10 protein-coding genes are annotated in these 13,635 nt (G+C 37.6%); all 10 read left to right on the plus strand.

Annotated features, from left to right (window positions below; genetic code table 11):
• Positions 1-45: 45 nt before the first annotated feature.
• The 10 genes from purR (at position 46) to D9780_RS18795 (ending at position 13,540) form a co-directional block, all read left to right on the plus strand.
• Entirely contained in the window at positions 46-858 is an 813-nt protein-coding gene (gene purR / locus D9780_RS18750) for a pur operon repressor (protein ID WP_121641170.1), read from the plus strand.
• A 491-nt stretch (positions 859-1,349) separates the two neighbouring features.
• Positions 1,350-1,640 carry a septation regulator SpoVG gene (gene spoVG, locus D9780_RS18755; RefSeq protein WP_073011506.1) on the plus strand — a complete coding sequence of 97 codons (291 nt, stop codon included), beginning with the start codon at positions 1,350-1,352 and terminating at the stop codon, positions 1,638-1,640.
• A 473-nt stretch (positions 1,641-2,113) separates the two neighbouring features.
• Positions 2,114-3,493, plus strand: a complete 1,380-nt coding sequence (gene glmU, locus D9780_RS18760) for a bifunctional UDP-N-acetylglucosamine diphosphorylase/glucosamine-1-phosphate N-acetyltransferase GlmU (RefSeq protein ID WP_073011504.1) — start codon at positions 2,114-2,116, stop codon at positions 3,491-3,493.
• A 16-nt stretch (positions 3,494-3,509) separates the two neighbouring features.
• Positions 3,510-4,463 carry a ribose-phosphate diphosphokinase gene (locus D9780_RS18765; RefSeq protein WP_073011502.1) on the plus strand — a complete coding sequence of 318 codons (954 nt, stop codon included), beginning with the start codon at positions 3,510-3,512 and terminating at the stop codon, positions 4,461-4,463.
• A 166-nt stretch (positions 4,464-4,629) separates the two neighbouring features.
• Positions 4,630-5,253, plus strand: a complete 624-nt coding sequence (locus D9780_RS18770) for a 50S ribosomal protein L25/general stress protein Ctc (protein ID WP_073011499.1) — start codon at positions 4,630-4,632, stop codon at positions 5,251-5,253.
• Positions 5,254-5,614: 361 nt separating this feature from the next.
• Entirely contained in the window at positions 5,615-6,175 is a 561-nt protein-coding gene (gene pth / locus D9780_RS18775) for an aminoacyl-tRNA hydrolase (protein WP_121641171.1), read from the plus strand.
• A gap of 310 nt (positions 6,176-6,485) precedes the next feature.
• The gene (locus tag D9780_RS18780; RefSeq protein ID WP_371413754.1) at positions 6,486-6,710 is read left to right on the plus strand and encodes an anti-sigma-F factor Fin; all 225 of its coding nucleotides are present in this window, start codon (positions 6,486-6,488) and stop codon (positions 6,708-6,710) included.
• 587 nt (positions 6,711-7,297) lie between these two features.
• Positions 7,298-10,822: a transcription-repair coupling factor gene (mfd, locus tag D9780_RS18785; protein WP_121641173.1), complete on the plus strand. Its 3,525-nt coding sequence runs from the start codon at positions 7,298-7,300 to the stop codon at positions 10,820-10,822.
• 127 nt (positions 10,823-10,949) lie between these two features.
• A complete protein-coding gene (spoVT, locus tag D9780_RS18790; protein WP_116277743.1) occupies positions 10,950-11,486 on the plus strand; it encodes a stage V sporulation protein T in 537 nt (178 codons plus the stop codon).
• Between the two features lie 467 nt (positions 11,487-11,953).
• A complete protein-coding gene (locus tag D9780_RS18795) occupies positions 11,954-13,540 on the plus strand; it encodes a putative polysaccharide biosynthesis protein (RefSeq protein WP_121641174.1) in 1,587 nt (528 codons plus the stop codon).
• Positions 13,541-13,635 lie beyond the last annotated feature (95 nt).

Below are 13,635 nucleotides of genomic sequence, written 5' to 3' on the forward strand. Positions count from 1 at the left end.
TTGATGGTATATTTAGAGGAAAATATTCGGTTTTGAGGTGTGGAAATGAAAAGAAGTAACCGTTTAGTTGCTCTAACCAATTTTTTTCTTGAAAATCCTCGGACGCACACACAATTTCCGTATTTTGTTTCACAATTAGCTACTACGAAAGCTTCTATTAGTGAAGATATGGATATTATCGATGCGGTGCTTCGAAGTGAAGGAATTGGCTATTTGCAACGGACGACAGGTGCAGGGGGCGGGGTGAAGTTTATACCTGCATGCGTTGATGAAAAAAATAAACGCTTTGTTGAAGCATTACGACAAAAGTTGAAAGATCCTGTTCGTATCCTTCCAGGCGGGTATCTATATATGAGCGATCTATTAGGCGATCCGAAGACGGTACGAGAAATTGGGCGTGTATTTGCTTCGGCATTTGCTAAAAAAGATATAGATGTTGTTGTTACCGTTGCTACAAAAGGGATTCCATTGGCATACGCTGTTGCCTCTTTTTTGAATGTACCGGTAGTGATTGTACGCAGAGATCCCAAGGTAACAGAAGGGTCCTCTGTAAGCATTAATTATGTATCTGGATCATCTAGAAAAATCCAGACCATGGTGTTGCCGAAACGCAGTTTATCGGAAGGAGCAAAAGTCTGTATTATTGATGATTTTATGAAAGCAGGTGGAACCATTACTGGCATGATAAATTTACTAGAGGAATTTCATGCAACGGTACAAGCAATAGGTGTCTTAGCTGAAGCAGATGATGAGGAAGAAGAGCGCGTCATTAATGATTATACATCTTTAATAAAAATATCAAATGTGGATATGAAAAAGAAGGCAATTGATGTCCACTTTGGTAATTTTATCAAATAGAAGTATCGTTTTGTTTAACTAAATGAGAAACAAATGAAGGTTTTTTGCAATAGCCTTTAGAAGTAATTCACTTTTCTTTTGTATAGAGCATGGTCGTATGCATACTTAGTGGAGATGTTTTCACTGACGAGCTGTTACTAATAATAATTAAAAAATATACTAAAATGGACACAATTGATATTTGTTCGTTTCTCCGTCTTCTTGATAAAAACGAGATGTAAGGTGCTGTAAGGATTCCGCTTTCAAAGATGGAAGAAGCAAAAAAACAACAGCACCTAAATCTCCTTCTGTATAATAAGCTTCTAGGTTCCTACCTTTAGGTACTAACAACCTGTGTGAATAAGGAAAAAGATATACTTTGTGAAGACAAGCTGTCCTTTTTTTGACTGTTAATATAAATATTTTATTTTTTTTAATATTTTAGCAGGAGTTTTAATAGTTTTGTTGAACTAGTTTATATAGATTCCTATTTGAAAAGGTGGTGACACATCATGGAAGTAACTGACGTTAGGTTACGCCGCGTTAATACGGAAGGCAGAATGAGAGCGATTGCATCTATTACGTTGGATCAGGAATTTGTTGTCCATGATATCCGAGTAATTGACGGTAATAATGGACTATTTGTTGCGATGCCATCCAAGCGAACACCGGATGGAGAATTTAGGGATATCGCTCATCCTATTAATTCTGGTACAAGAGGGAAAATTCAGGACGCTGTATTAGAAGAGTATCGCAAAGCGGGAGATGAGGAAGTAAAATATGAAGAAGCTGGGGCTTCCTAATTCATCTAAATAATATTGTTTACGAAAACAACTAGAGGTCTAATCTACATAAGGTTAGCCTTCTTTTTTTATTGTAAACGGTTACTTAAAATTAGGGTTTATTTGTATAATGATAGATTGCGCCTTACGATTCCCTTTTTTTTCAGTCCATGTATAAAAAAGGAAAAAAAGCCTTTTCCTTTGTTGTTTTCCTTTCATAGTTTATCTATTGAAATGAGCAGGTATTTAAGATATATTCATAATGGATAAAGTGAAATTTCATTTAATAGAAGTTTTTCCTTCGTCTTCTACGGAATAGTTCCTACCTAAAGGGTATAGCCTAAAAAACCCTTGGACAGAGCAGGCATTTGGGTGCTGTCATCTTTCACTTACATATGTTCTAGTATCGCTTTACTACGAACTCATGAAGAGAGAGTATTTTCAGCACATAATATGCGCATGCGAGATAATTTGAAATGTTGGAGGTCCTTTATATGACAAATCGATATGCTGTCATACTGGCAGCAGGGCAAGGTACCAGGATGAAATCGAAGCTTTACAAAGTACTCCATCCTGTAGCGGGTCGCCCCATGGTTCAACACGTCGTCGAACAAGTTGGTGGCGTAAATGTCGATAAAATCATTACTATTGTCGGTTTTGGTGCGGAAGATGTAAAGAAACAACTCGGACCAAAAAGTGAGTACGTTCTTCAAGAAGAGCAGTTGGGGACTGGGCATGCAGTTGTTCAAGCTAAAGCGCTTTTAGAAGGTAAGGAAGGTACAACGATAGTGGTGTGTGGTGATACACCTTTAATAACTAGGGAGACGTATCAAGCGTTGATTGAACATCATGAACAAACAGAGGCAAAAGCTACGATACTAACAGCAAAAGCTCCTAATCCGTATGGATATGGTCGCATACTTAGGAATAAGCAAAATGATGTGGAACGGATTGTGGAACATAAAGATGCGAATGAAGCCGAGCTACTTGTAGATGAAATAAATACGGGTACATACTGTTTTGATAATCAAGCTTTGTTTCAGGCGCTAGCACATGTTTCCAATGATAACGCACAAGGGGAGTATTACTTGCCGGATGTGATTGAAATTCTCCAAACAAAAGGGGAGACGGTGAGCGCGTATCAAACAGCAGACTTTGAAGAAACGTTAGGGATAAATGATCGTGTTGCTTTAGCGCAAGCAGAGAAAATCATGAAACAACGTGTGAATGAAAGACATATGCGTAATGGTGTAGCTATTATTGATCCGGATCAAACTTATATTGAACCGAGTGTAACAATTGGTGCTGACACAATTATTCATCCTGGTACAATGATTAAAGGCGATACGGTCATTGAGGAAAATGCAGAAATTGGCCCGTATTCCGAGCTAACCAATTGTCATGTTGGAAATGGCACGATAATTAAGCAAAGTGTGGTAAATGATAGCAAGATAGGTAATGATGTGAAAATTGGTCCGTATGCACATATAAGGCCTGATAGTGCAATTGGTAACCACGTGAAGATTGGAAACTTTGTAGAAATAAAAAAGACAAGCTTAGGTGAAAATAGTAAAGTTTCTCATTTAAGTTATATTGGTGATGCACAAGTCGGAAGCAATGTAAACGTAGGTTGTGGTACAATAACAGTGAACTATGATGGCAAGCACAAATATGTAACAACCATTGAAGATGAATCATTTATAGGCTGCAATTCAAATTTAGTTGCACCTGTGAAAATTGGAAAAGGTTCTTATATTGCTGCTGGTTCTACAATTAATAAGGACGTGCCAGAGGATTCTTTATCGATTGCTCGCGCAAGGCAAACGAATAAAGAAGGATATGCGGAAAAAATTAAAAATCGGAAAAAAGACTAACGGAGGGTTCTAACAAATGGCAGCTAGTTACAAGGATTCATCCTTGAAAGTTTTTACATTAAATTCCAACCCACAATTGGCCGAGGAGATTGCTAATCATATTGGTACGACACTAGGGAAATGTGCTGTATCTCGCTTTAGCGATGGAGAAATTCAAATTAATATTGAAGAAAGCATCCGTGGCTGTGATGTCTATGTCGTTCAGTCAACATGTTCACCGGTGAATGAGCATTTGATGGAATTATTAATTATGATTGATGCATTGAAACGAGCATCTGCAAAGTCAATTAATATTGTTATGCCTTATTATGGGTACGCTAGACAAGATCGAAAAGCAAGATCAAGAGAACCGATTGCAGCAAAACTAGTAGCCGATCTATTAGAAACAGCAGGATCTGATCGGGTGATTACACTTGATTTACACGCACCGCAAATTCAAGGCTTTTTTAATAGCCCGATCGATCATTTACAAGGAGTGCCAATTCTTTCCGATTATTTTGAAGCAAAGAACTTGGAAGATATTATTATTATGTCACCAGACCATGGCGGTGTGACACGCGCCAGAAAGATGGCTGATCGTTTGAAGGCGCCAATTGGAATAATTGATAAGCGTAGACCACGACCTAATGTGGCTGAAGTGATGAATATTGTTGGGAATATTGAAGGGAAGACAGCCATTTTAATTGATGATATCATTGATACTGCAGGTACAATTACTTTAGCAGCAAATGCTTTAATTGAAAATGGTGCCAAGGAAGTATATGCTTGTTGTACACATCCCGTATTATCTGGCCCGGCAATGCAACGAATAAATGATTCAAAAATTAAAGAATTGGTTGTAACTAATTCGATCCCTTTACCAGATGACAAACGAATTGATAAAATTACACCACTTTCTGTCGCTCCTTTAATTGGTGAAGCGATTGTTCGTGTGCATGAATTGCAATCCGTTAGTATTTTGTTTGATTAATGTTTAGGTTTTAGCCGAAACGGGTAATATTTATGATGGAGGTTTATTTGTTCAGAGTAAATGAGTGCGAGTCTGAGGGCTCTTATATACGAAAGCGAATAAATAATGTAAGATTGAAATATTGGCAACAAACGAAGGTTTTTAACTAATTTGGAGGGTGATTAACGTGGCAGTAAAACTAGCAGCGCAACGAAGAGAAGATCATACGAAATCAGCAACAAAAGAAATTAGAAATAGCGGACGTGTTCCAGCTGTAATCTATGGAAAAGCAAAAGAATCGAAGTCGATTGCTGTAGATAGTGTTGAATTGATCAAAACAGTTCGTGACGAGGGTAGAAATGCGATTATCTCACTTCACATTGAAGATGAAAAACCTGTAGATGTGATGCTACATGAATATCAAATTGATCCATTGAAAGATGAGCTTATCCATGCTGACTTTTATATTGTAGATATGGCTGAAGAGATGGATGTGGAAGTGAATATCCACTTAGAGGGAGAAGCAAAAGGTACGAAAGATGGCGGTGTCTTGCAGCAACCATTATATGCGTTGCAAGTGCGTGCGAAACCAGCTGACATCCCTGAAGAAATCGTTGTTGATGTTTCTGATTTAGATATTGGAGATAGTATTGCTGTGTCTGATATTGACATTCAAGGGAAATACGAACTCTTAGATGATCCAGTTACTACGGTTGTAACGGTATCAGCGCCAGATACGTTAGAGGACATTGAAGCGGCTCCGGCTGAGAATGCAGAGCCAGAATTAGTAGATGGAGAAAAGGAAGCATAATTTCTTGACTATTATAAAATAGAGTAAGAGGCAGTTGCGGTAAAAGTAATGCGTGTTGCAAAATGTCAAAGGAAGGATAATTATTTTCCTTTTGAAAAAGCCATATGGCTAGCAACTCATCATGTCCTAGTTGACTATTGGGTGGGTCCGCTCATTTCGAACACGGTAAGTGAAGATAAGTGAACGCAACTCTCCCTCCTAATTAGGAGGGAGAGTTGTGTTGTATGATTTTTTCAGGTTGAAAAGATCTATTACTCAACGGTCGTTACACTATAAGAAAGCTTGGCTTTTGCCTATAAAGACATGCTGATAGCTACCCCATTCATCGGTTTAAAATGAAAAAGATAAAGGAAGTACGTTTATGAAATGTATTATAGGTTTAGGAAACCCAGGAAAAAAATATCATCAGACGAGACATAACATTGGTTTTATGGTAATTGATGAATTATTGCGACGTCATCAGCTAACATTGGATAAATCAAAATTTAAAGCAGATTACACGATGGTACAGATGGGACAGGAAAAGGTGATGTTTGTAAAACCACAAACGTTTATGAACCTTTCTGGGGATGCTATAAGGCCATTAATTGACTATTACAACATTGATTTATCGAATATTTTGATTATTTTTGATGATTTGGATTTGCCAGTTGGTAAAATTAGGCTTCGTCAAAAAGGTGGTCATGGAGGCCATAATGGCATTAGATCCATTATCGACCATGTTGGGACGAAGGATTTTAAACGAATTCGAATTGGTATCGGTAGGCCTGATGTTTCACAATCCATTATTCATTATGTGCTACAAAGGTTTCCAAAACATGAAACCTCTGAGGTAACGCTTAGTGTGCAAAAAGCAGCCGATGCATGTGACGAGTGGATAGAACGTCCATTTCCTGAAGTTATGAATGAATATAATCAATAATTACCACATATAAAAAACAAACAGCGTTTTTTGCTCTATACCTCATTTTAAGGCCTTTAGAATAAGGAAACTAATATTGATTTAGCATGAAGTCAAATTTTTCTAGCACTTGGATGCGGTTGTTATTACACATAAACGAAAGTATATTTTTACGGGAACTACTTGAATAACTGGTGTGCATTTAGGTTAAACTAGTTACTAACAATTGAAGTAAAATGATGTTAAAAATCGGTTTTTACTTGGCGGGTGCTATAAGTATAGTAGCTGCTATAAGGTTTTTAAATCGTATTGGAGGCGGTTCCCGTTGACAATGATATATTTGTGTAAGCATTGTGGACAAAAACTAGGAAGTATACAACAACACATGATTGATTTATCCATATTAGGATTTGACCAATTATCCGTGAAGGATAAAGAAGAAATGATTGTTTATAAACCAAATGGGGATATGCATATCAAGGTGATTTGCGAAGACTGTCAAGAAACACTAGGTCAACATCCTCACTATCATGAATTAGATTTCTTTATACAATAGAACATGTGGTTAGCCTTTGGTGCAGCGTAGCCAAGGCATTTTTGCGCTTGTAACAGAATGGGAAAAAATACGTAATTTTCTTAACAAGTTAAGAAAGTATAAAATGAGGTGCTAGTGGATATGGCACGTCCTGATTCTATCGCCCAGCAACTATGCGATTTCACGAATTCGCCCTAAGCTAAGTCATGTGCGGTTCGTTGCCAAGAGGAAGGCCGGCTAAAAACGGGCTTGCCGCCGGACGTCGGCCTCCCCTGTTATAATGGTGGGATTTCTAAATTCTTTAGTTGATTCGGTTCATTCGCTACGTTGCTAAATGGCGCTTGCATCTTTGTTCCACGATAGCAAAGTATGAAATTTTTATGGTTAATAGTATAAGCAAAACGACGGCGTTCTTCCGCCATCCAATTTGGCGGTAAGCTAAGTTTTCCTAACACATAGGAAAGTATAAAATTTTAAGGATTATAGTATAAGATAAGACTTCGCGGCAAGCCAAGTTTTTCTGAAAATGAAGGGCAAGCATACGAACTAGAAAATTCTTCGGGGTACGAGATTCGTTGCATGGCTCCTATGTAAGTGGAGGTTTAGGAATGAAAGGAATACAAAAATATTTATACAATAAAGAAGATATACAATCCATTATTAATGGCGTGCTAGCAGGAATGGATGAACAACTTGTAGCAGGATTATCTGGTTCAGCTAGAGGCTTACTTGTATCTGTTATTCGAGGTGAGATGAAGAAGCCGATTTTGTTAGTCACCCACCAACTTGTGCAAGCACAGCAACTATATGATGATTTGGTTGGTATTGTGGGAGAGGAAGATGTTCACCTATATCCTGTAAATGAATTGATTGCTTCAGAAATAGCTATTGCAAGTCCAGAGTTACGCAGCCAGCGAATTGATTCATTAACTGCTTGGTCACAAAATAAATCAGGGATTTTAATAGCTCCAGTATCTGCTCTAAAACGAATACTTCCTCCTCCAGCGTATTGGCAAACATATCAACTAGCATTTAAATATGGAGAAGAAATTGATGTGAATCATTATTTAACAAATTTAATAGATATGGGATATGATCGCGCTTCCATGGTTACAACACCAGGTGAGTTTAGTAAACGTGGTGGAATTATTGATATATATCCTATTACCGAAAAGCATCCGATTCGAATTGAGCTATTTGATGAGGAAATTGACTCTATTCGCTATTTTGATGCTGAAACCCAACGTTCATTAGATAAGCTGGAGGAAGTTACGATTGGGCCAGCAACTGAATTGCTATTAACAGAGTCCGATCTTCATATGGCTGGGGAGCGTTTGGAGGAAGCGCTTGCCGATACGTTGAAAACGTTAAAGACACAAGAAGCAAAAGCAACATTGACAGAGGTAGTGCAACGAGACATAGATCGCTTAAAAAACCTCGAGCGCTTTCCTGAGATGTATAAATACATTGGTTATTTATATTCAAATCCTGTTAGTTTACTAGATTACTTGCCAGGTGATGGCCAAATAATTATTGATGAAATGAGCCGAATACAAGAGACTGCATTACATTTGGATATAGAAGAGGGCGATTGGTACAGTAATTTGCTAGCCAATAACCAAATGGTTAGAAATAGTTCTTTTTCATTTGATTGGCATGCTATATGGGAGCGTATGAAACAGCCGCGTATCTATATGTCTGTATTTTTACGCCATATTCCTAATACACAACCACAAAATATTGTTAATTTATCTTCAAGGCCGATGCAAGAATTCCATGGTCAAATGCACTTATTTAAAAATGAATTACTCCGCTGGGAAAAGGGGGACTATTCTGTTATTGTTTTAGCTCCAGATAAAGAGCGAGCGGAAAGAATTCACTCTATATTTATGGATTATGATATCGATTTTGGCATTACAGAAGATATACAGCTTCCTGTTGATAAACCAACGATTGCGGTAGGGAATATTTCAAGTGGCATAGAGTTGCCGATGCACAGGCTTGTGTTAGTGACTGAGCAAGAACTATTTAAAAAACGTACAAAACGATCGAGAAAGCAACAAAAAATCTCGAATGCCGAACGAATTAAGGATTATCAAGAATTAAAAGTAGGCGATTATGTTGTACATACAAATCATGGGGTCGGAAAATACCTCGGTATAGAAACTTTAAAAGTGAATGATCTGCATAAGGATTATTTGCTAATTAAATATTCCGGCGATGATAAGCTATTTGTACCTATTGACCAAATTGACCAAGTGCAGAAATTTGTAGGGTCAGAAGGAAAAGAACCGAAGCTCTATAAGCTAGGTGGAAGTGAATGGAAAAAAGTAAAACGGAAAGTGCAATCATCTGTAGAGGATATTGCAGATGATCTCATTAAGCTCTATGCTGAAAGGGAAGCAAGAAAAGGGTACGCATTTTCTGAAGATACAGAAATGCAACGCGAATTTGAAGCATTGTTTCCTTATCAAGAAACAGAGGATCAATTACGTTGTATTCAAGAAATTAAACAAGATATGGAAAGAGAACGTCCAATGGATCGTCTTCTTTGTGGGGATGTTGGCTACGGAAAAACAGAGGTAGCTATTCGCGCAGCGTTTAAGGCAATTGCCGATGGAAAACAAGTTGCGTTATTAGTTCCGACGACGATTCTAGCACAGCAACATTTTGAAACAATACGAGAAAGGTTCCAAGATTATCCAATTACCATCGGTTTATTAAGTAGATTTCGAACGAGGAAGCAGCAAAAGGAAACGCTAGATGGATTAAGAAAAGGAACTGTTGATATCGTTATTGGTACACATCGTATTTTATCTAAAGATGTTCAGTACCATGATTTAGGTTTATTAATTGTTGACGAAGAGCAACGCTTTGGAGTAAAGCATAAGGAAAAAATTAAGCAGCTAAAATCGAATGTAGATGTACTCACGTTAACGGCAACACCTATTCCACGAACATTGCATATGTCTATGCTTGGTGTGCGGGATCTTTCTGTAATTGAAACGCCACCAGAAAATCGTTTTCCAATTCAAACCTATGTGATGGAGTATAACCCAATATTTGTTCGAGAGGCTATAGAGCGTGAAATGGCTCGAGGAGGCCAAGTGTTTTTTCTACATAACCGTGTAGAAAATATTGAAGAGATAGCCAGAGAGCTAAGTTCTCATATTGATGCTAGGATAGCGGTTGCGCATGGTCAAATGAATGAATCGGAGTTGGAGAATGTTATTTTTTCCTTTTTAGAAGGAGAATTTGATGTCCTTGTAAGTACGACGATTATTGAAACGGGCGTTGATATTCCAAATGTAAATACCTTAATTGTAAACAATGCGGACCGTATGGGACTAAGTCAATTGTATCAATTGCGTGGCCGTGTAGGGCGTTCCAATCGCGTTGCTTATGCGTACTTTACGTATCGAAAAGATAAAGTGCTTACCGAAGTTGCTGAAAAACGTCTACAAGCAATTAAAGAATTTACAGAATTAGGTTCTGGATTTAAAATCGCTATGCGTGATTTATCCATTCGAGGAGCGGGTAATCTGCTTGGTGCACAACAGCATGGATTTATCGATTCAGTCGGTTTTGACATGTATTCACAAATGCTCAAAGAGGCGATTGATGCTCGCAAAGAAGGCAAAGATATAAGTGATGTAAAGCCATTTGATCCAGAATTGACACTAGTAATCGATGCGTATATTCCAGATGAATATATCCCAGATGAAAAGCAAAAAGTAGACATTTATAAACAATTCCAATCCATGGAGACGACCGAAGATAAACAAGATTTACATGACGAATTAATTGATCGATTTGGTGACTATCCAGAAGAGGTAACTAATTTATTTACCGTATCTACGTTGAAAATGCTAGCAAAGCGGGAGCGAGTCCGTTCTATAAGTGAGAGTGAGAAAAACAAAAAAATTGAAGTGCTCGTTGATGAAGAGCGTAGTCAACAAATTGATGGCGCAAAAGTATTCGAAATGGCAAATGCATATGGACGAGATATCCAACTGGGAACCGAAAGCAGTAAATTAAAAATTGTATTTAAATATACCAATACGACGAAGCAGCAATGCTATAAAAATGTGGAAACGTTTATCGATAATTTAAAATATGCCAATCGGAGTTAGTAAAAATTAGTATTGTATGTATAGTTATCCTGTTTTGCCTCATACTAAAACCACAGAAGATGATTTTCACACGAATATTTGTGTGAAAAGCAGAGTCAATCACCATAAGAAAGTGAGGCAACAAAGTATGAAAGCAACAGGAATTGTGCGACGTATTGATGATCTTGGGAGAGTTGTTATACCTAAAGAAATAAGGAGAACGTTACGCATTAGAGAGGGCGATCCGCTAGAAATATACGTGGACCGTGAAGGAGAAGTAATTTTAAAAAAATATTCTCCAATTAGTGAGCTAGGTCAATTTGCTAAAGAATATGCAGAAGCGTTGTTTGATTCTTTGCATACCCCTGTTATCATATCCGATCGAGATGAGGTTATTGCAGTAGCAGGAGAATCAAAAAAAGAGTACTTAAACAAAAACATCGGATCCCCTCTAACTAGTATCATTGAAGGTAGACAACAAGTCATGGAAAAAGAAGCAAAATCATTAGAAATTGTTGATGGGCATGAAGAAGACTTGATATCCTATTGTATTAGCCCAATTATTGCAAATGGCGATGCAATTGGATCCGTAGTGATTTTTGCTAAAGAAGGTGAAAGCTTTTCAGCTGTTCAACAAAAATCAGCAGAGACAGCGGCAAGCTTTCTAGCCAAGCAAATGGAATAATGTAATCTACTTCATAAGTGTGTCTGTTCAAAACAGAAGTAAAAAGAGCTTAATTTGGCCGAGATCGCAACATCTTTGCATAAAACCTTCCTTTTTCAAGGGACTGGAAAACGGACCAACGAAGAAATTGGGTGTGTCATTATTACTGAACTTTTTGAACAACCGCTATAAGACGATAAACGAAAGTCCGAACTATATTTGATATTCTCTCCATAGAATTTCGAATTCGTTCGGCTTTTTCTTATATTACAGGAAATTATAAAGCTTTAAGATCTATCGTATAAGAAAACTACAGCTTTCACTATAAAGATTTTGGCGTTTTTTATATGGCAAAAAATATCACCCTCTTGCTATGTAAGAACTATGCTATAATGAACCATATATTGTGGTATCAAAAAAACATATTCGCGCTCGGGCAATTATTATGAAGGATCCTTTAAGAACCATGTTGTAAAAGGAAGTTTTACATGAATAGAAATGAAACTAATAAGCTTGTAAAAGGGGCGTTATTGTTAACAATGGTTGGCGTAATTAGTAAGCTATTAAGTGCCGGCTATCGTATCCCTTTGCAAAATGTAACTGGAGACATGGGCATCTATGTCTATCAACAGATCTACCCTGTCCTAGGAATTGGATTAATGTTAGCTTTATACGGATTTCCATCGGCGATAGCAAAGCTAGCAGCGGAAGAACAATCCCATACTCAAAAATTGTCTTTAACAAGCTTTTATTTCCCCATTTTCCTGATACTCTGTATGCTTAACGGAAGTTTAGCGCTATTTATTTATATGAATGCACCATATATTACAGGGTGGATTGGTGATGAACGTCTTACAGAGATATATTATTTAGGTGCGTTAACATTTTTATTTATACCAGTAACGGCATTGTTACGTGGTACTTTTCAAGGGAATTTCGTGATGAAACCTACTGCTTTTTCTCAACTAGCTGAACAGCTGTTTCGAGTAACGATTATCATTACTTCAGCAATCGTCATTGCCGAAAGTGGAAAGCCTATTTATACAATAGGAAGGGCTGCTGTTTTTGCCTCCATAATCGGATTAATTGTTGCGACTATTGTTTTAGCTGGTTTTTTTTGGCGTGATAAGCCATTTCATATAGAAAAGCGACCTTATTCCATGCGTCATTATGTACATACGATTATTACTATTGGTATTGTTGCTACGTTAAACCATATGGTGTTACTTTTATTACAGTTTGCTGATACATTTACGTTATTTCCGAGTCTTTTAAATGGTGGTTATTCTCAGCTCATGGCAATGGAGGCTAAAGGTGTGTTTGATCGAGGGCAACCGCTTATTCAGATTGGTACGGTCCTTGGATCATCGTTTGCATTGGCTCTAATGCCATCTGTTTCGAAGAGAAAATTAACGGAACAGCCGCAAATCTTTTACCCTTATATTCGTGGGGCGATGCTATTTAGCATTTATTTAGCAACAGGTGCGACGGTCGGGCTAATAGCTATTTTTCCTGAAGTAAATCAAGCTCTGTTTCAAGATCAACAAGGCAATGCTGCGCTACGTCTGTTAATGGTTGCGGTTTTATTGAGCTCACTTGCAATTACGGCTGCAGCTATTTTACAAGGATTAGGATATATAAAACGTGTTGCTTTACTTATATTACTAGCATGTTTCATGAAATGGATTGGCAATCAATGGTTTGTCCCATCAATGGGCATATTTGGCAGTTCCTTTGCTACAGTGCTCGCTTTACTCGTGTTTAGTGTAATTGCTTTAACAGAATTACGGCGAAAATTACCATTATTACAACTTTTCAGAAACGTACAATGGAAGGCGTTGCTACTTGCTACTTTCGTTATGGTTAGTTATTTATGGATAGTAAAATGGGTAGTGCATCCTTGGCTTCTGCCCACAAGAGTGGCATCGTTTCTATTTGTCGGTTTTCTATCTATTACAGGCGCTACTGTATATGGGTATTGCTTAATAAGACTGAAAGCTTTTACGGAACAACAATTGCAAATGCTCCCATCGCGACTTTCTTTACGGTTCATTCGCAAGCAGCGTTATCGATAAAGGTAGCGAAATGATGAAGCTTACCAATTACCATAGAGGTTTTATCAAATTTCTGCTTTAAAATTAGAAAAGACGAGCTGGACAAGTTTACATGA

Origin of the sequence: Virgibacillus sp. Bac330 (assembly GCF_003667845.1) — a bacterium.
In the GTDB taxonomy this organism is placed as follows: Bacteria; Bacillota; Bacilli; order Bacillales; family Amphibacillaceae; genus Virgibacillus; species Virgibacillus chiguensis.

Coding starts and splice junctions, on each gene's coding strand:
- purR (WP_121641170.1), top strand. CDS start 46: ATGAAAAGAAGTAACCGTTTAGTTGCTCTAACCAATTTTTTTCTTGAA.
- mfd (WP_121641173.1), top strand. CDS start 7,298: ATGAAAGGAATACAAAAATATTTATACAATAAAGAAGATATACAATCC.
- spoVG (WP_073011506.1), top strand. CDS start 1,350: ATGGAAGTAACTGACGTTAGGTTACGCCGCGTTAATACGGAAGGCAGA.
- pth (WP_121641171.1), top strand. CDS start 5,615: ATGAAATGTATTATAGGTTTAGGAAACCCAGGAAAAAAATATCATCAG.
- D9780_RS18780 (WP_371413754.1), top strand. CDS start 6,486: ATGATATATTTGTGTAAGCATTGTGGACAAAAACTAGGAAGTATACAA.
- spoVT (WP_116277743.1), top strand. CDS start 10,950: ATGAAAGCAACAGGAATTGTGCGACGTATTGATGATCTTGGGAGAGTT.
- D9780_RS18795 (WP_121641174.1), top strand. CDS start 11,954: ATGAATAGAAATGAAACTAATAAGCTTGTAAAAGGGGCGTTATTGTTA.
- D9780_RS18765 (WP_073011502.1), top strand. CDS start 3,510: ATGGCAGCTAGTTACAAGGATTCATCCTTGAAAGTTTTTACATTAAAT.
- glmU (WP_073011504.1), top strand. CDS start 2,114: ATGACAAATCGATATGCTGTCATACTGGCAGCAGGGCAAGGTACCAGG.